This is a genomic window from Peptostreptococcus equinus (assembly GCF_027125355.1).
Lineage (GTDB): Bacteria > Bacillota > Clostridia > Peptostreptococcales > Peptostreptococcaceae > Peptostreptococcus > Peptostreptococcus equinus.
In genome coordinates this window covers 328,731-350,952 of sequence record NZ_CP114052.1, presented here as the reverse complement: position 1 = coordinate 350,952, position 22,222 = coordinate 328,731, and the positions used below count along the sequence as shown (strand labels likewise).

General features: G+C 30.9%; 16 protein-coding genes and 1 other annotated feature. Of the genes, 2 read left to right on the top strand and 14 right to left on the bottom strand.

The features are described 5' to 3' along the window. The first annotated feature begins 129 nt into the window (after nt 1-129). On the top strand, nt 130-2,901 hold the full coding sequence (locus O0R46_RS01785) for a transglycosylase domain-containing protein (RefSeq protein WP_269311899.1): 2,772 nt from the start codon (nt 130-132) through the stop codon (nt 2,899-2,901). 154 nt (nt 2,902-3,055) lie between these two features. Here the strand turns inward: O0R46_RS01785 and O0R46_RS01780 are convergent, their stop codons facing one another. From O0R46_RS01780 to O0R46_RS01760, 5 genes are all read right to left on the bottom strand, one after another. Beyond that, a complete protein-coding gene (locus O0R46_RS01780; RefSeq protein WP_269311898.1) occupies nt 3,056-4,711 on the bottom strand; it encodes a DEAD/DEAH box helicase in 1,656 nt (551 codons plus the stop codon). A 330-nt stretch (nt 4,712-5,041) separates the two neighbouring features. Continuing rightward, nucleotides 5,042-7,036: an oxidoreductase gene (locus O0R46_RS01775; RefSeq protein ID WP_269311897.1), complete on the bottom strand. Its 1,995-nt coding sequence runs from the start codon at nt 7,034-7,036 to the stop codon at nt 5,042-5,044. A 203-nt stretch (nt 7,037-7,239) separates the two neighbouring features. Continuing rightward, nucleotides 7,240-8,121, bottom strand: a complete 882-nt coding sequence (locus tag O0R46_RS01770) for a patatin-like phospholipase family protein (RefSeq protein WP_269311896.1) — start codon at nt 8,119-8,121, stop codon at nt 7,240-7,242. Nucleotides 8,122-8,129: 8 nt separating this feature from the next. After that, nucleotides 8,130-9,308: a tRNA uracil 4-sulfurtransferase ThiI gene (thiI, locus tag O0R46_RS01765; protein WP_269311895.1), complete on the bottom strand. Its 1,179-nt coding sequence runs from the start codon at nt 9,306-9,308 to the stop codon at nt 8,130-8,132. A 26-nt stretch (nt 9,309-9,334) separates the two neighbouring features. Continuing rightward, nucleotides 9,335-10,492 (bottom strand): cysteine desulfurase family protein, encoded by a 1,158-nt coding sequence (locus tag O0R46_RS01760; protein ID WP_269311894.1) that lies wholly within the window; start codon nt 10,490-10,492, stop codon nt 9,335-9,337. A gap of 127 nt (nt 10,493-10,619) precedes the next feature. Here O0R46_RS01760 and O0R46_RS01755 point away from each other — a divergent pair, with 127 nt between their 5' ends. After that, the gene (locus tag O0R46_RS01755) at nt 10,620-11,573 is read left to right on the top strand and encodes an AEC family transporter (RefSeq protein WP_269311893.1); all 954 of its coding nucleotides are present in this window, start codon (nt 10,620-10,622) and stop codon (nt 11,571-11,573) included. 101 nt (nt 11,574-11,674) lie between these two features. Here the strand turns inward: O0R46_RS01755 and O0R46_RS01750 are convergent, their stop codons facing one another. The 9 genes from O0R46_RS01750 to O0R46_RS01710 form a co-directional block, all read right to left on the bottom strand. Beyond that, complete coding sequence (locus tag O0R46_RS01750) at nt 11,675-12,424, bottom strand: amino acid ABC transporter ATP-binding protein (protein ID WP_269311892.1); 750 nt, start codon at nt 12,422-12,424, stop codon at nt 11,675-11,677. 9 nt (nt 12,425-12,433) lie between these two features. Further along, nucleotides 12,434-13,099 (bottom strand): amino acid ABC transporter permease, encoded by a 666-nt coding sequence (locus O0R46_RS01745; RefSeq protein ID WP_269311891.1) that lies wholly within the window; start codon nt 13,097-13,099, stop codon nt 12,434-12,436. Between the two features lie 34 nt (nt 13,100-13,133). Further along, the gene (locus O0R46_RS01740) at nt 13,134-13,964 is read right to left on the bottom strand and encodes a transporter substrate-binding domain-containing protein (RefSeq protein WP_269311890.1); all 831 of its coding nucleotides are present in this window, start codon (nt 13,962-13,964) and stop codon (nt 13,134-13,136) included. Between the two features lie 166 nt (nt 13,965-14,130). Next, nucleotides 14,131-14,337 (bottom strand) — a binding site (T-box leader). 139 nt (nt 14,338-14,476) lie between these two features. Then, nucleotides 14,477-16,357: an ATP-dependent helicase gene (locus O0R46_RS01735; RefSeq protein ID WP_269311889.1), complete on the bottom strand. Its 1,881-nt coding sequence runs from the start codon at nt 16,355-16,357 to the stop codon at nt 14,477-14,479. A gap of 19 nt (nt 16,358-16,376) precedes the next feature. Continuing rightward, entirely contained in the window at nt 16,377-17,960 is a 1,584-nt protein-coding gene (locus O0R46_RS01730; protein WP_269311888.1) for a ClC family H(+)/Cl(-) exchange transporter, read from the bottom strand. A 36-nt stretch (nt 17,961-17,996) separates the two neighbouring features. Further along, entirely contained in the window at nt 17,997-18,857 is an 861-nt protein-coding gene (locus O0R46_RS01725) for a bifunctional 5,10-methylenetetrahydrofolate dehydrogenase/5,10-methenyltetrahydrofolate cyclohydrolase (protein WP_269311887.1), read from the bottom strand. Nucleotides 18,858-18,921: 64 nt separating this feature from the next. Continuing rightward, nucleotides 18,922-19,566, bottom strand: a complete 645-nt coding sequence (locus O0R46_RS01720) for a cyclodeaminase/cyclohydrolase family protein (RefSeq protein WP_269311886.1) — start codon at nt 19,564-19,566, stop codon at nt 18,922-18,924. Between the two features lie 177 nt (nt 19,567-19,743). Continuing rightward, nucleotides 19,744-21,420, bottom strand: coding sequence for a formate--tetrahydrofolate ligase (locus tag O0R46_RS01715; RefSeq protein ID WP_269311885.1), 1,677 nt, complete (start codon nt 21,418-21,420; stop codon nt 19,744-19,746). Between the two features lie 369 nt (nt 21,421-21,789). Further along, the gene (locus tag O0R46_RS01710; protein WP_269311884.1) at nt 21,790-22,218 is read right to left on the bottom strand and encodes a flavodoxin; all 429 of its coding nucleotides are present in this window, start codon (nt 22,216-22,218) and stop codon (nt 21,790-21,792) included. Nucleotides 22,219-22,222 lie beyond the last annotated feature (4 nt).

The following is a 22,222-nucleotide window of genomic DNA, read 5'->3' as shown; positions in this document are numbered from 1 at the left end:
CACTTTAATTAATATAATTTTTACTCCAACATATATCATATTATTATTTAGGATATTATTCAAGTAAAATTATTGTAATATGCACATTTTTCAAGTATAATTATTGATAGTAAGGAGGTTTATATAAATATGAAAAAAGAAAAACCTGAAGATAAAAATAAGATTAGAAGACGTAGCGTAAACTCTTCTAACAGTAGAAGATCGGCAAGCGACCGTAAATCTGAGTCTTATAGTGGACAGGATATAATTCTTCCATCTGAAAGAGCTAAAGCCTCTTCTAGTACTGATAATAGAAGAAGATCCTCTTCAACGCAGAGGAAATCTTCAACAAACAACTCATCGAAAACAAGATCTGTAAGCGCATCAGCTAGATCTGAAAACAATACAAAAAATGAAAGAAGAACTAATACTTCAAAAAACTTAAAAAAGAAGAGAAAAACAAAGAAAAAAAGAAAGATTATAGCATTTATAATTGCTTTTTTTATTGTTATAACAGCAGCAGGACTAGGTTTAGTATTTGCATCTCTTAAAGATGTCAAACCAGTAAACGAAACCTTACTTGATAAAATGACTCACCAAACAACCACAATAAAATTCGCAAATGGTGAAACAATGTCAATGGCACCTACTTTGTACAAAAAGACTCCAATACCTCTAAGTGATATTTCTCCTTACTTAAGGAAAGCTATAGTATCAATAGAGGATGAACGTTTTTACTCACATAGTGGTGTTGACTATTGGGGACTAGGAAGATCTACTATTAAAACACTCGCAGGAAGCAAGCAAGGTGGTAGTACAATTCCTATGCAGGTATCTAAAATGTTACTTACAAGTAGTGATCAGACTATCAGCAGAAAAATAAAAGATATTTACTATGCCCTTGAAATGAACAAAACAGTGAGCAAGGATAAATTACTCGAAACTTATTTAAACAACTATTTTGTTGGTAAGGGACTATGTGGTGCTGAAGCAGGTGCTAGAGGATACTTCAACAAAGGTGCCAAAGATTTAACTTTGGCAGAATCAGCAATGTTAGCCGGTGTTACTAGAAATCCATCTAAATATGCACCTTACTCAACTGCTAGAATAACTGGTGACGAATCTAGAAAAGACCTAGATCACAAATTATTATTCTTTATGCCTAGTGAAGGCTTGGATGCAGCTAATGGCACAGAAAAAGATATGTATGAAAAATTACAGGAATGGGATTTAGTGGATAATGATACATATAAACAGCTAAAGGCTGGGGATTTGGTTATCAGAAAAGCAATAAATAATCCTGAAGCTAAAAAAAGACAGGAAACTGTTTTAAAGAAGATGAAGGATTTAAATGTTATCACAGAAAAGCAATATGTTTCTGCTGTTAACGAAAGAATCGATATACAGTTCCCTGATGATAAGGAAGAAGTAGCAAATTCAGTGGAAAGTTTAATAGAATATGATGTTATCGATGCTTTAATGGAACAAGGAAAGACTGAATCAGAAGCTAGAAATATGTATTATAACGGTGGATTAATAATAAATTCAACTATAGATCCGAAGATACAAAAAGTTATTGAAAGACAATATTCAGATGCTTCTAACTTCCCTAATAATACAGTTACTCCAAACGGCTTAAGTCAGCCACAGTCTGCATCAGTAATAATAGATTATAAAACTGGTAATATTAAGGGATTAATTGGTGGTAGAAATATTAAGGCTAGAAAAACTCTAAATAGAGCTATAACACCATTCCAGCCAGGTTCTACTATAAAACCTTTATCAGTATATACACCAGCAATCGATACGCAGAAAGTTACTCAATCTACTCTAATGTCTGATGTAAGAGGCGGATACAGATTTAAGGAAAATAGAGCTGATAATCCTAATACTACAACATCTGGTTCAGGTTCTATGTCACTAAGAAGAGCCGTAGCCACATCATCAAATACTATAGCTTATAAGACTGGAGAATTATTAGGACCAACTTATGATGACTCAATCGACGTAATGATGGATTACCTAAGAAACTTTGGTATTACGACTATATTAGATTTCAAAGAAGAAAATAAAGCAGGTATGAAGAGTAGTGATAGACACTTCAACTCATTAGTACTAGGTGGTCTTACAAGAGGAGTAAGTCCATTACAAATGGCGGCTGCATTTGGTACTTTAGCAAATGGTGGTATATATGTTGAGCCACAAGTTTTCACTACCGTAACTTCATATAACGGTGAAATTATAGTTAAGAATACTCCTAAAACTCACAAAGTGGTCGATCCAGAAGTTGCTTATGTAATGACTGATATGCTAAAGGCTGTTGTAACTGAAGGTATTGGTAAAAATGCTGCAATTTCTAATATGCCAGTAGCTGGTAAGACAGGTTCTACAAATAGTTACTTAGACACTTGGTTTGTAGGATACACTCCTTATTATGTGGGCTCAGTATATATTGGTGATGATGCTGGTATTAAGAAAGAAGATGGAACAACTGTTGAAAGAAGACCTATAGAGGGTGGTGCAGCAATGTCATCTGCTAAACTCTGGGGATCTATAATGAGTGATGTTCATGAAAATCTTGAATATAAAGATTTTAACAAGCCAGATAAGATATATATGACAACTATAAATCCAATGGATGGTGGTAGGACATCTTTCGGTGTGTCAGCAGCTTTTATAGATGGAACAGCACCTGATAGATACAGTTATACTGGCTTCTTGAGAAAGAAAAAAACTACTACAAAACAGCAAAATCCTCAAACTCAGGATGGCACTTTAAATAACAATGGAAATGGCGGTTTAAACAATAATCATGGTGGTGTAAATGTTGGTCCAGGAGCTACTGGAACTACACCAAACCCTGGTGGTACTACTGGAACTACACCAGGTGCTGCAGGAAATACAAGATATAGAAATAGATAATTTATTATACAAAACTCTCAAGTTAAATCTTGAGAGTTTTTATATTGCTAGTATCAGGCAACAAAAATAGAGTAGGTAAATTTCCTACTCTATTTTTACATATTATTATTTAAAATATTTGGCATAACTTCTAATACTTTTTATATTTATAATCTTACATTCTATCTCTTTTTTTACTAAAATTCGAATTTCTTTTTCTAGAAGTATTATCTCTTTTTCCAGCTCTTTCTATATTAAGTTTATTTCCTTTAATTTTTCTACTCTTCATTTTTTCAATTATTGTCTTCGCTGCACTATTTGATACATCAACAAATGAATATTTATCATATATATCAATACTGCCTATCTTATTACTGCTTATTCCTGTCTCACCAGCTATAGCACCTAATATATCCTTAGCTTGTACTTTCTGTTTTCTGCCTACATTTAAGAATAATCTTGTCATATCAGCATCATTTCTACTTCTATTCTTATTCCTTCTATTATCGCTTGATTCTTCTTTTATTTCTTGTTTTTCTTCATCACCTAAACTATTTTTAACTATGGCTGCACATACATCAATCAAAGAATAATCTTCTTCATTAAGGAAATCTTCCACTAACTGTAAATGTTTGGCAAAATTACCTTCATCTAAAATTTTCTTTATTTCTTCAAAATACTGATTTGCTCTCTTTTGCTCTACATCATTTACTGTAGGTATGGCATGCTTCATTACTTTCGATTTCGTATATCTTTCTATATCTTTTAACTTTCTCATTTCTCTACCAAAGGCAAAAGAAAATGCTAAGCCGTCTCTCCCAGCTCTACCAGTTCTACCAATTCTATGAACATAATATTCTTCGTCTTGTGGTAACTCATAGTTAAATACACACTCTACATCATCTACATCTATTCCTCTTGCAGCTACATCTGTTGCTACTAGAATATCAATAGTACCTGATCTAAATTTATCCATTACTATGTCTCTTTGAGCCTGCTTTAAATCTCCGTGTAATGAATCTGCTCCATAACCTCTTGCCTGTAGGCTTGATACTAATTCGTCTGCACCTTTTTTAGTATTTGTAAATACTACCGATAGCTTTGGATTATATACATCTATCAATCTAGTCAGTACTTCTAATTTATTTGAATATCTAGTTTCTATATAAAATTGTTTGATGTTTGATACAGTTAATTCTTTTCTAACTACCTTTATATGTTCTGGATTGTTCTGATATTTCCTAGTTAATTCTAAAATAGCTTTTGGCATAGTAGCCGAAAATAAACTTGTCTGCCTATCTTCAGGAACTGAACTAAGAATAGTCTCAATATCTTCTCTAAATCCCATATCAAGCATTTCATCTGCTTCATCTAGAACTACCATATTAACCATCCCTGTTTTTAGTGTTCTTCTATTTATATGATCAATTACTCTACCTGGTGTTCCTATTACTACTTGTACACCACTTTTCAATGCCTTTATCTGTCTATCTATTGGTTGTCCACCATAAACTGGAAGTGTTTTCACTCCTTGTAGGTACTTGGCCAGCTTTCTTAATTCTTCAGACACCTGTATTGCAAGTTCTCTTGTTGGACATAATACTATAGCTTGTAAATTTTTGTTATTTGGATCTATTCTCTGAAGAAGTGGAATACCAAATGCAGCAGTTTTACCTGTACCTGTCTGTGCCTGCCCTATTACATCTATTCCTGATAATACAGCAGGTATTGCCTTTGCTTGTATTGGTGATGCTTGTTCATATCCTAAATCTTCAATTGCTCTCTGTAATTCTTCTTTTATTTCTAAATCTTTAAATTGTGTTATTTCCATATATCTACCTTTCTTAACATACCTTACTATTATACTATTAAAATACTATAATAGCAAGATACTTTTTAATTTTTTTAAATTTTTTATCTTTATTTTTTAATTTTTTAAGCTATTTTTATAGATTTATTATATTAAGTTAAATAATATAAAAATTGTTTTCATAATTTTTATATACAGCAAATATATAATATTACATTAATAAAGAGGCATTAGATCATCTAATACCTCTTTATTTTATTTATTAATTTTTAATATAAAGTTTATGTTTAGAAAATTTTCGTAGACAAATTTCTATATATTATAAGAATTCATTACTTATATCAAATGAATTTATATATTATTTCCTACTTCAAACGCATCCCAAATAGCATACATAATATTAGAAACATTCTTTGAATCTCCTAATAGATATATTTCTGGAATATCTTCTTCTACCTGTTTATATAAATCTTGGTCTGATATATACCCTGTTGCAAGGATCACACTATCCACATCTATAGATTTACTTCCTTCTTTTGTATCTATATTAAGTGTTTTTCCGTCATAAGACTTTGCTTTAGCATTAAATATGGTATTAATTCCCTTGAATGGTATTAAGGCGTGGAGCATATCGTGATTTGCATGACAAGTTGGTCCATTTACAAGTATTATATCTTCTAGCGCTTCTACTATTGTTACTTCTTTTCCTAACTCTCTCAAATGTAGGGCAAGTTCACAGCCAACTAAACCACCACCAATTATAGCAGTAGAATTACCTACATCTTTTTTGCCCAACAGTACATCCATTGCCTCAAAAGTTTTTTCATCACAACCTAGGCTAAATACCTTTGCTTTTGACCCAGTAGCTAAAATTAGCACATCAAAATCTTCTGAATTTTTGATCATATCCTTATCGACTACTGTATTAAACAATACAGGTATATCTAATAGTTCTATCTGTCTAGAATACCAATTAGCTAGTAATATATCGTCTTCTTTAAAGGATGGTGCACCTCCTGCATGAAGTACACCTCCTAATTTATCAGTTTTTTCAAATATCGTAGGCTTATGACCTCTTATAGCAAGTACTCTAGCAACCTCACAGCCAGCCAGTCCACCACCAACAATCATTACCTTTTTAGGTTTACATATAGGTTTATAATGTGTTACAGCTTCTCTACCAGCTAATGGGTTTACAGCGCAATTTATCAATGAATATTCTTGTATTCTACCCATACAACCTTCTTGACATGATATACATGGTCTAATCTGATCAACTCTGCCAGTTCTTATCTTATTTGCATAATCTGGATCAGCTAGTAGTGGTCTACCCAAGCTTATCATATCACAAGTTCCATCTTGAATAGCTTCTAAAGCCATTTTAGGATTGTCCATTCTACCTGCACAAATTATAGGTACGTTTACCACTTCTTTCATAATTTTTGCATAAGGTCTGTATAGTCCTTTTTCTTGATACATTGGCGGATGGCTCCAATACCAAGCATCATATGAACCTACATCTACGTCAAGTGCATCATATCCGTATTCTACTAATAACTTTGCAGCTTCCTTTCCTTCTTCTATATCTCTTCCTTTTTCCTCAAATACTTCTCCAGGAAGACCTCCTTTTCTCCAATCTTTTATAAATGATTTTGGTGAATATCTAAGAGTTACTACAAAGTCTTCACCACATCTTCTCTTTATTTCTTCTACTATTTCTTTTGCAAATCTCAGTCTATTTTCTAAAGAACCACCATATTCATCTTCTCTATGATTAAAAAATGCTATAGCAAATTGGTCAAGTAAGTAACCTTCGTGAACAGCATGTATTTGAACACCATCAAATCCTGCTTTTTTACAGTTCACCGCTCCTTCACCAAATTTTCTTACCATCATTTTTACTTCTTCTTTAGTTATTGCTCTACAGTTTCTATCTATAAATCTATGCGGTATTACTGATGGAGCAACTGGATCGTGCTCACCTATAACATTTGGTATTGAAACTCTACCAAATCCAGCTGACATCTGATAGAAAACTTTAGCACCATATGCATGGATTCTTTCCGTCATTTCTTTGCTGGTTCTGATAAAATGCAATGGATTCATTGTAGAAGATGGACATGTTGGTGAGCCGTGATGCTCTACTTCTTCATCTACAAAAGATACACCAGTAATTATTAATCCAGTTCCACCTTTTGCTCTTTCAACGTAATAGTCAATTCCTCTTTGATTAAATCCGCCATCAGTATCAGCTAATCCCAGTGGACCCATAGGTGCCATGGCAAATCTATTCTTGATTTTTACATTTCCTATAGAAATAGGGCTAAATAGCTCTGAATATTTCATAAACACGCTCCTTTATAAGTATTTAGGATAATATACATAATTTTCAGTTTTTTATCCTAATTATATTTTAACACTTTGATAATGGTTTTAAAATATAAAAAACCAAGTATTTAATAATTAAATACTTGGTTACTAATTTTTAGCAATTTCCTATTTCATTTATATTTATTTTCCTTACTTTTTCCATTTATTATTTACTGATCTTATTTATTATTCTTGATAAATTCTATCCATTTATCAAGTTCTTTTTGTCCTTGATAAAATGCTTCTTTATATGTATTTTCTAGTTTAAATAAATCTAATTCTCTCTGATTTATTTTCATATCATCCGGATAGACTACATAGGCTTTTCCTTCTTTTTCTAATTTATCTATTAAATCACATTGTCTATTATAATTCTCATATCTTGTTATTAGTGCCTGATAAACTTTGGGATAATTTCTATAGTGTTTTTTTAATAACTTAGTGCGTTTTGGCTTTTCTTTTCTATAGCCTCTAGGCCTAGTCCTAACTATAAAGAATTTCTCATATCCATCATTTATTGCATTTTCTATGGCTATGCCACCCGTCAAGCCACCATCATAGAAATCTCTTCCTTGATAGTGTGTGGGTTTCATAAAAATTGGTAAAGATGATGATGCTCTAACTATTTTTATTATATCATCACTAGAGTTAACATCTTCATTAGTAAACTCTCTACCTTGTGCACTTTCAATATCAAAGGCTATTATCTTAAATCTAATATCAGTGGCCATAAGTTTTTGAAAGTCAAATTCTAAAATTTGTCCAGGTTGACTAGACTCTTCATAAATATAGTCAGAATTGAAATATCCCTTCCCAGACATAAAAGTCTTCCAACCACCAAAATTCTTATCAGCTGCTATATCCACAAAAGTTTTCTTGGTCCTAATAGTATCTTTTATTACGTAGTTTACCAATATTGAAGAACCTGCGGATATTCCAGTTACGTATTTAAAATTTATTTTATTCTCTACCAAAACATTTGATATTCCGGCACTAAAGGCACAACGCATACCTCCTCCTTCAAATATCAAAGCTATATTTTCTACATCTAAATTATCCATGTCATCTCCTAGTATGAAATTACTTCCATAGTCGCATTTTCTATTGCTGACTTAATTAATCCTTCTACATCTAACTTAGTTTCAGATTTTTCTATTCTCTCCAATCTTGGCTTTGTGACTGGTTTTTTAGGAGAGAATAAAGAACAACAATCCACTTCTGGCATTATTGAAGTTTCATAAGTTCCTATTTCTTCAGCTATTTTTATTATTTCAACCTTATCCATTGCAATTAGTGGTCTAAAAACTGGCATAGAAACTGATGCATTTGTACATACTAAACCTTGCATAGTCTGTGAAGCAACCTGTCCTATACTTTCACCTGTAATAAGTGCATCGCAATATCTAGTTTTACCTATTTCCTCAGCTATTCTCATCATAAATCTTCTAGAGAGTATAGTAGTTTCTTCTTCATTACATTTTTCAGCTATAGCCTTTTGTATATCTAAAGTATTTACCATATGAAGTTTTATTGGTCCACAATATTTAGAAAGTATCTTTGCAAGTTCTCTAACTTTTTCTTGAGATCTCTCATTAGTGAATGGATATGAATGAAAATGTACAGCTTCTATATCCACACCTCTTTTTGCAACTAACCAAGATGCAACTGGACTATCTATACCTCCTGATAAAAGACTAATTGCCTTACCATTTGTTCCAAGAGGTAGTCCTCCATAAGCTTCTATTGAGCTAGAGTATACTAGTATATGTTCATTTCTATATTCACAAGTTATCATTACATCTGGGTTTCTAACATCGACTTTCACATTTTCATTATTTAAGTTTTTAAGTACATAAGCACCTATATCTATACTCATTTCTTGTGATGTAAATTTAAATGTTTTATCTCCTCTTTTTGAAGCTATCTTAAATGTTTTTACATCATTTTTTTCTATTTCTTCACTTAGCATACTAAGTGCTGTCTCTTTTAATAGTTCATAATCTTTTTCTTTTTTTACAGCTGGGCATACCCCTACTACACCAAACACTTTTCTTACTTCTTGAGCCACCTGCATATAATTTGTATCGTCTACATCAATATATATTCTGCCGTACTCTTTATATACATTAAATTCCCCTATTGCTTTCAACATTGTTCTGATATTTCTTATTAATTTATTTTCAAAGATATATCTATTTTTTCCCTTTACTCCTATTTCGCCGTACTTGGCTATTAAAATATTATACATATTTATCCCTTTCAAATTTTCTTTTATTATCTTCTTTTAAATTTTGATAGTAATCTAATATCTTCTATATGATTTTTAAGTTTTTCAACTACATAATCTATTTCTTCTTTCGTATTATCCTCTGACAAGCTGAATCTAATAGCTCCATCGATATCAGCCTCATTTAGTCCAATGGCATTTAGTACATGACTACCTTTTTTCTTTGCTGAGCATGCTGATCCTGTAGACACACATATTCCATCACCTTCTAAAAAATGTAAGAGAACTTCTCCCTTTACTCCCTTAAAAGTGATATTTAACACATGACAAACTCCATTTTCTACATCTGAATTTACTACTATATCTTTTATATTTTCTTTTATAGAATTATATAGATAAATTTTATTATCTCTTATTTTTTCTATAGTTTTATCTAAGTCTTTATATAAAATATCTATAGCCCTACCCATTCCATAAATGCCTGGCACATTTTCAGTTCCCGACCTTAAATTAGATTCTTGTCCGCCACCAGTTAAAAAAGCATTAAATTTATTAATATCTTTTATATACATAAATCCAATTCCCTTAGGACCATGTATTTTATGAGAACTAACACTCATAAAATCTATATCTAAGTCATTTAATTTGAAATTTATTTTTCCATAGGCCTGTACAGCGTCTACATGAAATTTAGTATTAGGATTTTTACCTCTAATTATTTTTGAAATTTTGGAAATAGGCTCTATACAACCTATCTCGTTGTTTACAAACATTACACTTACAAGAGCTGTATTTTCATCTATTGAATCTTCTAATTCTTTTAAATCAATAATTCCTTTATTATCAACCTTAAGAATCGTCAACCTATAGCCTTTATCCTCTAAGTCTTTCACTGTATTTAATACAGCAGGATGCTCAATTTCAGTTGTTATAATATGATTCATTTTTTTATTATTTTTACATACACTTCTAATTATGGCATTATTTGACTCTGTACCTCCTGAAGTGAATATTATATTTTTATCTTCAACAGCCAAAGTATTGGCTATATTTTTTCTTATTGATTTTATCTTTTTTTCTACTTCAAATCCATTTCTATAAGCAGCAGACGGATTATAAAATTCATCACTAAGTGATATTATCATTTCATCTACAACTTCCTTATATGGCTTTGTAGTAGCACTATTATCCAAATATACTTGCATGTAATTCAACCCCTTTATAATCTTTAATTATACCATACATTGCATTGAATAGAAAATAATTATATGCTATACTTTAGACGAACACCTAGTAATAGGTATTAAATTATGTTTATAGAGGGTGATTTATTTGGATAATTTTATTTTTGCTTTAAATGCTACCATGCCAGTTTTTTTGGTAATATTAGCAGGAAAATTTTTTATTAAACTTGGTATAATAAATGAATCTTGGGCCTCTGTATCAAATAAATTCGCATTTTATGTAGCTATGCCACTAGTTTTATTTAAAGATATATCTTCAATGAAAATAGATTTTAATCAAAATATAAAGTTTATTTTATATTGCTTTTTTATCACAATAATTATGTTTACTCTAGGATGGATAATAGCAAATATATTTATAAAAGATAAAACTATGGTAGGATCATTTGCACAGGGATCTATTAGAGGTAGCGCTGCAATTCTTGGACTTCCATTTGTATATAATATATATGGAAATGCAGGTATGGTACCACTTATGATACTTGCATCTGTACCACTCTTTAATGCTATATCGGTAATAATTTTGGCACTTGGGGCAAAATCTAATTTACGAGGTAATAAAAGGAAAATTGATCCCAAAATGCTTGTAAAGTCTATATCAAAAAATCCCTTGATCATAGGTATCGTTCTCGGATTTCCATTTTGCATTTTTGGTTGGCAACTTCCGCCAATAATAGTAAAACCTATGAATACTATAGGAAATACAGCAGTGGCACTTATGTTACTATCTCTAGGTGCAGATTTTAAAATCGGCAATCTTGGAGCAAAGTTTAAAATTTCAGCTTGGGCTACTTCAATAAAATTGATTTTTTTACCCTTATTATTTATGCCATTTGCAGTTTATATGGGCTTTAAAGGAAGTGAATTAATAGCAATTTTAGTAATGTTAGGAGCTCCATCTGCTATATCTGGCTATGTAATGTCAAGAGCTATGGATAACGACTACATACTAATGTCTAATATTATAGTAATGACAACACTATTTTCATCAGTTACATTTACACTTTGGATATTTATATTAAAATCGATGGGCTTGATATAGTATTTAATTATAAAAACATATAAAAAACTGCTATATTACTATAGCAGTTTTTTTGTGATAAGTTTCTGTTTACCACAGAGATTAAATGGATTTTTATCAAATTATATTAATATTTTATTAAAGAAATCTTTCGCTCTATCACTTGTTGGGTTATTAAATACTTCTTCAGGAGTACCTTCTTCCATTATCTTTCCCCCATCAACAAATATCACTCTATCAGCTACTTCTTTAGCAAATCCCATTTCATGAGTTACTATTGCCATTGTCATTCCCTCAATAGCAAGTTCTTTTATTACGTCCAAAACTTCTTTTACCATTTCTGGGTCAAGCGCAGAAGTTGGTTCATCAAATAACATCATATCTGGTTCCATTGCCAATGCTCTAGCTATTGCTATACGTTGTTGCTGTCCACCTGATAGTTGACCTGGGTATGAATTTATCTTATCTATTAAACCTACTCTAGTAAGTAACTGTTCTGCCTTTGCAGTTGCCATTTCCTTACTTAATCCCTTCACCTTTATAGGTGCAAGTGTGATATTTTCTAAAATAGTCTTGTTTGGAAATAGGTTAAAATTCTGGAATACCATACCTATTTTTTCTCTATTTTTATCAATTGTTTTTAGATTGGTTATTGAATGTCCTTCAAATATTACATCTCCACCAGTTGGAACTTCTAACAAATTCATACATCTTAGAACCGTACTTTTACCTGATCCTGATGGACCAATTATTACTAATATTTCGCCCTTTTTAATATCCAAATCTATACCTTTTAATACTTGTAAGTCTCCAAAGCTTTTTTGAAGATTATCTAATTTCAATAATGTTTCTTTTTCATTAATTACGTTCATATCCTTCTCCTATCTATCTGTAGACATTTTCTTTTCTAATACTCCAACTAGCTTAGAAAGTGTAAATGTTATTATAAAGTAAATTAAAGCTGCAAATATATAAGGTCCAAAGGCATTATAAGTTGAGTTCTTTATTGAGTTTGATATAAACATCAAATCAGTAATTCCCACAAAAGAAACAATTGATGATTCTTTTACAAGTGTTACAAACTCATTTGCTAGTGCTGGTAGTATATTTTTTATAGCCTGAGGCACTATAACATGTCTCATTGACTGCCAATAATTTAAACCAAGTGAACGACTGGCCTCCATCTGCCCTTTATTAACTGCCTGTATACCAGAACGCATAATTTCTGCTATATAAGCACCTGAGTTAAGAGTAAGGGCGAATGCTCCCGCTGAGAACTCTGGACTAAGTCCAAATATACTAGGAAAGTTAATTCCAATAGTCGGTAAACCGAATGCTATTAATGATAACTGTACCAATAGTGGTGTATCTCTAATTATTTCTATATATGCACCTGATATAAATCTCAAAATTTTAGAATTTGAGATTCTAGCTATACATGCAATCAAACCTACAAAAAATCCTACAAATAGGGCTATGAACGATATTCCTATTGTTATCCCAGTTCCTGATAAATAAGAACCATAGTACTCTGTTATAAAATCCATCAATTAATCTCCTTATTTCTCTACATCACTTCTATTATTTCTTTTCTTTGCTTACCATTTCAACGGCATTAGCCAATATCTTATCATATTCGCCACTCTTATTTAATTCCTTAATTCCATCATTAAGCATCTTTATTAACTTAGCATTGTTTCCTTTTTTAACAGCTATTGCCATGGCTTCTTCTTCTCCACCGCCAGTAAGCTTAACATTCGCAACCTTTATGCCTTCATATTTACCTTCATTTATCTTTGCAACCTTGCTGTTTAAAACTATCGCATCTAACTTACCACTTTTTAAATCCATAGCTAAGTCTGGAACAGCTGTTAAAGCTTTATAATCTTTAAGCTTTAATGTATCTTTTAAATAAGTTTCCTGAGTAGAACCTTTTTGAACACCTAGTTTCATCTTCTTTAATTCATCTTCTGATTTTATTTTATTAACATTTTTTTCTGCAACTAATACACCATTTTCTCCCTTAAAGTATATTTCAGAAAAATCTACTGATTTTTTACGTTGTTCATTTGGTGACATACCTGTAATTACTGCATCTACTTTTCCAGCCTGCAAAGCTGGTATTAAAGCATCAAAATCCATTGTTTTAACTTCTAATTTTACCCCCATTTTATCAGCTAACTTTTGTGCCATATCTATATCAGCACCTACTACCTTGCTCTTACCACCTTCAGACACTAAAAATTCAAATGGTGGATAATCTGGTGAAGTTCCAACAATTATTTTACCGTTCTTTTTAATCTGATCTAGTGCATCTGTATCTGCATATTTATCAGACCAACAACCAACCATACCTACTGCCATTACAGCAACTAAACTTAAAGCTAATAATTTCTTAAGACCTTTTTTCATTTTAATTCTCCTTTTTAAAATAATTTTATAATGATTTCCTTGGTGTTTTTATAACCCATTTCATAAAAATAGCCTCTTGGTCAAAACCAAGAGACGAATATACCGCGTTACCACTCTTTTTGACACTATCTTCATCATTGTATAAAAAAAGCCCCTTGGTTAAAAACCAAGAGACGAATATACCGCGTTACCACTCTTTTTGACAAAAATTATGTCCACTCAAACCCTTAAGGCGGGAAACCTGTCGAAATACTAAAATTTCTTACGACAATCTCAAAAGCTCTCTTCACTATAGAATCCAATATAAGGCTCACACCAACGCCCTTACTCGCTGTAAATTCATCTAAGTTACTCTCTTCGTCTCAGATTTATATTTTATTGATATATATTATAAATCTTTTTATTTTGATTGTCAATGGATAATTAATAATTTAATATAGAAAAATAATCTGTTTATAAATTATATTAATTTAATTGTTATTCATATTTTTATCCTACTTTTATTTTTTGCTTTAGCTAAATTTTATTTCTTTTAAAAACTCAGACTTATCAATTTTTCTTCCGAATCTTTTTTGAGGTGAACTTATTGTAAGATTTTCCTTAGCTCTAGTAATTGTAACATATAATAATCTTCTCTCTTCTTCCAAAGTTGAGTTTGACATATTTTCATCATCATTGTTGTTATATGGAATTACTCCTTTGTTTACACCTGCTACGTATACATTTCTAAATTCAAGTCCCTTTGAGCTATGCATAGTAGATAATATTACACCATCTCGTTGACTTTCAGAGTTTATTTGATTAGCGTTTTTATTTGCTCTAATTTTTACTTCTTCTCTAACTTCATCAATATGTTCAAAAAATTTGAGATTAGTTTTATATACCTTTGCCGAAGTCTCAATCTCATCCAAAATTTCCACTATCTGCTTTGATTTTATCTTTCTCTGATTACAGTATTCTAAAATATATCTATCATAATCCAAGGTAGACCTAATATAAGATATAGCATATCCTGGTGCTAATCCTTTTATATAATTTAAATCTTCTAGCAAATCATTTAAGTCTTTTTTCTGATATGATTTTAATCTATCATCTTCCATCAATTGATCAAAAAAGTTTAGACCTTTACTGGCCTTACTTATAGAATCTCTCGAAACATACCTAAATGGTTTGTTAATAATCCTAATCCAATCATCAGTTGTACCAATATCCATCGCTATTCTTAGATAAGCTAATATATCAAGCGAAACCCAATGATCATATATAGTTTTTGCAGAATCCTTTAATACAAACGGTATTCTAAGGTCCAAAAATGCATCTACAAAAGCTCTTGCTTGCCTATTAGTTCTGTATATAACAGCAAAGTCACTATATTCAAAACCAGCATTTTTATCATTTACAACATTTAAAATTTCTTTTCCTATAAATATAGCCTCATCATCTGTATCTTTTGGATAAATAGTCTTAATCAAACCTTCATTTGTGCTCTTTGCTACTATATTTTTATCATATCTATCTTTATTATTTTTTATTAATCCTTGAGAACAATCTACAATATTTCTCTTTGACCTATAATTTGTATCTAGAACAATTTCTTGTGCGCCTTTGAAGTATTTTGAGAAATTCAACATAAAATCTGGTCTGGCTCCTCTAAACCCATAAATACTTTGGTCTTCATCACCTACCACAAAAATATTATTATTAGGGTGTGCTATTAACCTTATTGTTTCAAACTGAACCCTATTAATATCTTGAAATTCATCTATCAATATATATTTAAAAACTTGTCTAACTATTGATAGCACATCATTATTTGTGTTTAAAAGCTCATATGTCATAATCAACATATCATCGAAATCTATCTTATTATACTGCTTTTTTCCTTTTTCATATAGTCTATAAATTTCTAGAAATTCATCTTTATTAAAAATTTGAGAATTAAAATCCATATAATTCATAAGTTCATTTTTTACATAAGAAATTTCAGATAAAACATCATTTATGTCATCATCACTATAATCACTTATATTTAAGTGTTTTAAAATAGATTTTATTAATTTATATCTGTCTATTTCCGATATTATGCTCTCTAAACCTAGCCCCTGATATTTTCTTAAAATTCTAAAAAATGTAGCATGGAATGTTCCAAAATTAACTTTATTAAAAGCATTGTCTACGCCCATTTTCAAAGTTCTAGCTTTCATCTCCATTGATGAAGCCTTGGTAAAGCTAATTGCCAAAATTCTAGTTGGTGCTACATTTTTATTTTTCACTAAATTTATAATCCTATGTGCTATAACCCTTGTTTTTCCTGAACCAGGCCCTGCTAGTACTAAACATGGACCACTTACATGCTCTACAGCTATTTTTTGATTCTTATTAAGTATATCCATATTCCCTCCTAACTTTGTCCTAAGAGCATATTTCTAATAAGAAATCTCTCATCAAGGCTGACTCATCTTTATTTACAACTACACTAATCATATCTCCTTCAATAATCATAGTCCTACCCCTAGGTAATATTTCTTTATTACCCCTTTGAATAGATACTATCAACATATCTTCTGGCCAATCAACTTCTGACACTAACTTTCCTTCGACATCAGAACCCAAGCATACAGAAATATTCAATAGCGTTTTTTTATCACTTTTATTCACTTTTTTAACTTCATCATTTTCTAATATATTTTCTAACAGCATTTCATATACTGGTTCCACACCAATAATCTCTGATACCATCAATGAAATAAATACCACTATTGATAAAGGCAAGAGTTGACCAAATGATCCAGTCATTTCGAAAATCAATATTATTCCTGTTATAGGTGCCTTTACAGTAGCTGCAAAATAACCTGCCATAGCTAATATAGTCAAATTTATCAAATATCTATTTGGTATATTAAAATAACTTACACATATAAATCCCACTATTGTACCAATCAAGGCCCCTATTGCCAATAGTGGAAAAAATATACCACCTGGTACTCCAGACCCAAAAGCTATAAAAGTTAATAGCATTTTCATTACCAACAAAATTATTAAACTTATAAGGCCTATTTTTAATAATTGTGGGCTCATAATAAGACTATGACCTCCACCCAAAAGAATTGGCATATATATGCCAATTAAAGCGCTTAGTAAAAATGGTATCATTATCTTAAATTCCATTTTTATTGGCATTTTTTTATATAATTTCTTAGATTTTACTACACCTTTATTGAACACATATGATAGCAAACCCAATATAATTCCTAATATGATTAATGTCCAGTAATATTTTATAGGCATGATATGTAATCTACTGAAATGAAGTGCTGGCTTAAATCCTAATACAAATTTTGCTAATGTATCTGCAGTCATGGCAGATACCATAGCTGATAATAAAACTATCGGTGAGAAATTTTTATGAACTTCCTCTAAAGCAAACATTACTCCAGAAAGCGGTGCATTAAATGCGGCTGCCAAACCTGCAGAAGCCCCACTAGTTAAAAGATACTTGTGTTCATAGTCTAATTTATTTCTATAATTTGAATAGCCTTCACCTATTGCTGCACCCATTTGTACAGATGGACCTTCTCTACCAATTGAAAGACCTGCTGCCATTGATACTATACCACCTAAGTATTTATAAACCAATACGGTGAACCAATTGGTCTGTATTTTTCTACCTATACTTCCTTCAACTTGAGGTATACCAGATCCAGAAATATTAGGTTCTTTTTTTACGCAATAAGAAACAAATAAAGACATTGCGATTAGTCCAATAAATATTAAAAATAGATTCAAAGTATTTCCTATACTATTTTTATATAGAGTAGCCATCATTTCTAATAATTTTTCCCCAAATACCCTATAAGATACTATTACTATAGATGTCAGTATTCCTATATAGAAAGATTGAATAATCATCCTATATTTTATTCTGGCTTTACTATGCAAAATCTCTTCTATTCCTGACATTTCTCTTTTTTCTTTTTCTATTTTCTTTTTTTTCATTTTTTTGCTAATATAAGAAAGCAAAAAATCTCCTCCTTATTTTATATTATTTTTTTGCATACATGCCTTCAGTGTATTTTGGGCAAGTATTGTACTAGTTACCGCTCCTATGCCTCTTGGTACAGGCGTAATCATTGATACTTTATCCATAACATCATCTAGATTTATATCTCCACACATTTTTCCATTTTTATCGAAATTAATTCCTACATCTACAGCTATAGAATCTGTGCCTATATATGAAGAATCTATCATTTTAGCTCTTCCCATACAAGATACTATTATGTCTGCATTACTAGAAATTTGATTTAGATCTTTTGTCTTTGAGTGACATATAGTTACACTGGCATCTTCATTTAATAATAACATAGATAGAGGTTTGCCTACTACCATTGACCTTCCTAGTACACAAATATTTTTACCTTGTAAATCTACCTTGTAAAATTTCAAAGTTTCTATTACAGCCATAGGTGTACATGGTGCAAATCCAGTCTCATCATTTGACATCAATTTCGCAAAATTTATGGGCGAAAAGCAATCTACATCTTTATTCTCAGCTATGTGATATTTAACTACTTCTTCATCAATATGTTTTGGTAAAGGTCTAAAACATAATATTCCATGTATACTATTATCCTTGTTCAATTTATCAAGTGCTTCTATATATTCTTCCTGACTTGCCTGTTCACTTAACTCAACTATTTCGGTTTCTATTCCACACTTTTCGCATCGAGAAATAGCTCCTCTTTGATAAGCATCATCTTCTTTCCTTGAACCAAGCTTTAAAATTGCTAATTTAGGATTAATATTTTTAGACTTTAAATCTTCAACTTTTACTTTTATATTATCTGTAAGATGTTCTGCCACCGTCTTACCTAACATTAATTTTTCTTCCATTACTACCTCTTTTCTTTTTTATTATTTTAAAAAATGTTACATTATAAATTATTAATTCTTATGCTTATTTACATATTTTATAGTAAATTTCATTATATATTTTATCACATTTTTCTTCTATATATTTTACAAGAACTTGCATATCTGACTCATATTTTTTTGTAAAATCTTCATCCAAAATATATTTAATATTTATAGCGATATTTATTTTTGCACTCAGAGCTGCTGACCTTACCATCAATACTCCAACACCTACATCACTTAAAAGCATTTTTGATCCCATAATTGATAACTTTTCATGTAAATCCACAATATTCTTGCATTCTTTTAGTAAATCCATAGGCACTGAAGCTGTTAACTTCAAACATTTTTGCTTTTCTTTATCTGCTAATATTTTTTCTTCTTCACTTCCCTTTGGCAAAGAATATGCTGCCGAAAGTTTTAGAAATTCTTCTGCATCCTTATCTACTAATTCTAAAAGTCTTAAGTTTAACTTTTCTGTATCTTTTAGTATAGCCTCCATATTTTTATCATATTCTTGATAGGCTTTTTTACCTATAGTAAAATTAGCTACCATAGATGCTAGAGAGTTTCCAAGCGATGCTACATAAGCTGCCGCACTTCCTCCACCTGGCATTGTTGTCTTAGCTGCTAAAATATTTGAAAATTCTTCTAACGACATATCTATATATTTTTTATTATTATCCATATAAACCTCCATTGTATACAATATAAATTATAAGTCATATATAAAAAAATTTCGACCTCTTTATAAAATAAAAAAAGTCTACCTTTGTTTGGCAAACTTTTTTTCATTTTTTTGATAAATTGTTTATATAAAACTTAAAAATTTTATTTCTTTAAATTTAAAACATAATTATAAAATCTAGAATAATCCTGAGATCACTCCACTTGCATCTACATCTATTCTTTGAGCCGCTGGTAATTTTGGTAATCCAGGCATCTTCATAATAGCACCAGTTAATACTACTATAAATCCTGCACCTGCAGATACATTTGCTTCTCTTACCAAAATTCTGAATCCTCTTGGTCTACCAAGCATTGTCTGATCATCAGACAATGAGTATTGAGTTTTGGCTACACAAACAGGAAGTTTTCCAAATCCTAAATATTCCAATTCTTCTATCTGTTTTTCTGCTTCTTTAGTGTAGTCTACACCATCTGCTCCATAAATTTTTCTAGATATTGCATCTAATTTTTCCCTTATAGACATATCATTTGTATAACAATATTCAAAGTTATTATCTGATTGGTCTATTAATTTTAAAACTTCCTCAGCGACCTCTATACCACCTTGACCACCTTTTTCCCATACTTCCGATAAAGCAACATTTACATTTAATTCCTTGCATTTATTTCTTACAAGCTCTAATTCTGCTTCTGTATCAAGTGGAAATTTATTTATTGCCACTACTGCAGGTAATTTGTATACCTGAGTTATATTTTCTATGTGCTTTAACAAATTTGGAAGACCTAACTCTAATGCTTCTAGATTTTCCTCGTTTAATTGTTCTTTTTTAACTCCGCCATTGTATTTAAGTGCTCTTACAGTAGCAACTATTACTACAGCATCTGGTCTAATACCAGCCTTTCTACACTTGATATCTAGGAATTTTTCAGCACCTAAATCTGCACCAAATCCTGCTTCTGTAACCACATAATCACTCATATGAAGTGCCATCTTAGTAGCAATTATTGAGTTACATCCATGTGCTATGTTCGCAAATGGTCCTCCATGTATAATAGCAGGTGTTCCTTCCAACGTTTGTACTAAATTCGGTTTTAATGCATCTTTTAATATTGCTGCCATTGCACCATCAGCTTTTAAATCTCTCGCTGTGACTGGTTTACCCTTATAATCATATGCTACTACTATATTACCTAGATTTTCTTTTAGCTCACTTATGTTATTAGATAGGCAAAAAGTTGCCATTACCTCTGATGCTACTGTTATATCAAAGCCATCTTCCCTAGTAACACCATCTACTTTTTTACCAAGACCATCTACTATATTTCTTAGTTGTCTGTCATTCATATCTACACATCTTCTCCAAGTAATTCTTTTTGGATTAATGTTTAGCTCATTTCCTTGATAAACGTGATTATCAAGCATAGCAGCAAGTAAATTATTAGCAGCACCAATAGCATGCATGTCACCTGTAAAGTGTAGGTTTATATCTTCCATAGGTATTACTTGGGCATATCCTCCACCAGCGGCTCCACCTTTTACTCCAAATACTGGACCCATAGAAGGTTCTCTAAGAGCTGTAATTACATTTTTATCCAACTTTGCTAAAGCATCGGCTAATCCAATAGATGTAGTTGTCTTACCTTCTCCTGCTGGAGTAGGATTTATGGCTGTAGTAAGTATTAACTTACCATTTTTGTTCTTAGCTCTATTGACTACATTATAATCAATCTTTGCCTTATACTTACCATACAATTCAATATCGTCTTCGGATAAATTTATTTTTTTTGCAATTTCTACTATATTTTGTGGTTTTGCTTCTTGAGCTATTTCGATATCTGATTTAAATGACATTTTACCTCCTAAAGTTTATAACCCCTTAATAAATAATTTAAAACGATTTTCACTTATATTATTTTTAATATTCCGCAATATAGTTCGTATTTATACGAACTATATTGCTTTTATGTATAATAATAGTATATATAAAAAAAATATATAAGTCAATAAAAAAACTGGCTAAAAGCCAGCTTTTTATGTTCCAACACAAATGAGGGTATTAAATTTGTTTATATCAATGCAATTTGCATCAAATAACTATTTTACTTGTTTTTAAGTTCTAAATTTTGTATATTTACTATTTTTTTAAATACTATCTATTATCTTAATTATTCACGGTATAATCATACCTTATTTTTATAATTTACTCTTAATTTATATTTATTATGACTGTGCAAAAGCCTTTGAATAAGCCTTGCATTTTTCTAAAGCTGAAGCATCTGGTTCTTCATTCACAATCATGCCTTCATCTTCATATAAATTTGCATTGGCATCATTTACTCTATCCTGCCAAGTTCTCATCCATTCACCATCACCCCATCCATATGATCCAAATAAAGCTACATCTTTACCAGATATTGACTTTTGAGCTTCTTGGAAAAATGGTTCAAACTCCGATTCCTCTAGTTCCTCAACACCCATTGATGGGCAACCAAACATAAGCTTTTCATAGTCGCTTACACTAGCATTTGCTGTTGAAATATTTATTAAATCATATTCAACTTCAGCTTCTTTTAGACCGTCTGCCATAGCATTGGCCATACTTTCAGTATTGCCAGTTCCACTCCAATAAAAAATACCTATTTTCTTCATAACT

Excerpts from the sequence above, each read along its gene's own strand:
- O0R46_RS01785 (WP_269311899.1), top strand. The coding sequence starts at position 130 with ATGAAAAAAGAAAAACCTGAAGATAAAAATAAGATTAGAAGACGTAGC.
- O0R46_RS01780 (WP_269311898.1), bottom strand. The coding sequence starts at position 4,711 with ATGGAAATAACACAATTTAAAGATTTAGAAATAAAAGAAGAATTACAG.
- O0R46_RS01775 (WP_269311897.1), bottom strand. The coding sequence starts at position 7,036 with ATGAAATATTCAGAGCTATTTAGCCCTATTTCTATAGGAAATGTAAAA.
- O0R46_RS01770 (WP_269311896.1), bottom strand. The coding sequence starts at position 8,121 with ATGGATAATTTAGATGTAGAAAATATAGCTTTGATATTTGAAGGAGGA.
- thiI (WP_269311895.1), bottom strand. The coding sequence starts at position 9,308 with ATGTATAATATTTTAATAGCCAAGTACGGCGAAATAGGAGTAAAGGGA.
- O0R46_RS01760 (WP_269311894.1), bottom strand. The coding sequence starts at position 10,492 with ATGCAAGTATATTTGGATAATAGTGCTACTACAAAGCCATATAAGGAA.
- O0R46_RS01750 (WP_269311892.1), bottom strand. The coding sequence starts at position 12,424 with ATGAACGTAATTAATGAAAAAGAAACATTATTGAAATTAGATAATCTT.
- O0R46_RS01745 (WP_269311891.1), bottom strand. The coding sequence starts at position 13,099 with ATGGATTTTATAACAGAGTACTATGGTTCTTATTTATCAGGAACTGGG.
- O0R46_RS01740 (WP_269311890.1), bottom strand. The coding sequence starts at position 13,964 with ATGAAAAAAGGTCTTAAGAAATTATTAGCTTTAAGTTTAGTTGCTGTA.
- O0R46_RS01735 (WP_269311889.1), bottom strand. The coding sequence starts at position 16,357 with ATGGATATACTTAATAAGAATCAAAAAATAGCTGTAGAGCATGTAAGT.
- O0R46_RS01730 (WP_269311888.1), bottom strand. The coding sequence starts at position 17,960 with ATGAAAAAAAAGAAAATAGAAAAAGAAAAAAGAGAAATGTCAGGAATA.
- O0R46_RS01725 (WP_269311887.1), bottom strand. The coding sequence starts at position 18,857 with ATGGAAGAAAAATTAATGTTAGGTAAGACGGTGGCAGAACATCTTACA.
- O0R46_RS01720 (WP_269311886.1), bottom strand. The coding sequence starts at position 19,566 with ATGGATAATAATAAAAAATATATAGATATGTCGTTAGAAGAATTTTCA.
- O0R46_RS01715 (WP_269311885.1), bottom strand. The coding sequence starts at position 21,420 with ATGTCATTTAAATCAGATATCGAAATAGCTCAAGAAGCAAAACCACAA.
- O0R46_RS01710 (WP_269311884.1), bottom strand. The coding sequence starts at position 22,218 with ATGAAGAAAATAGGTATTTTTTATTGGAGTGGAACTGGCAATACTGAA.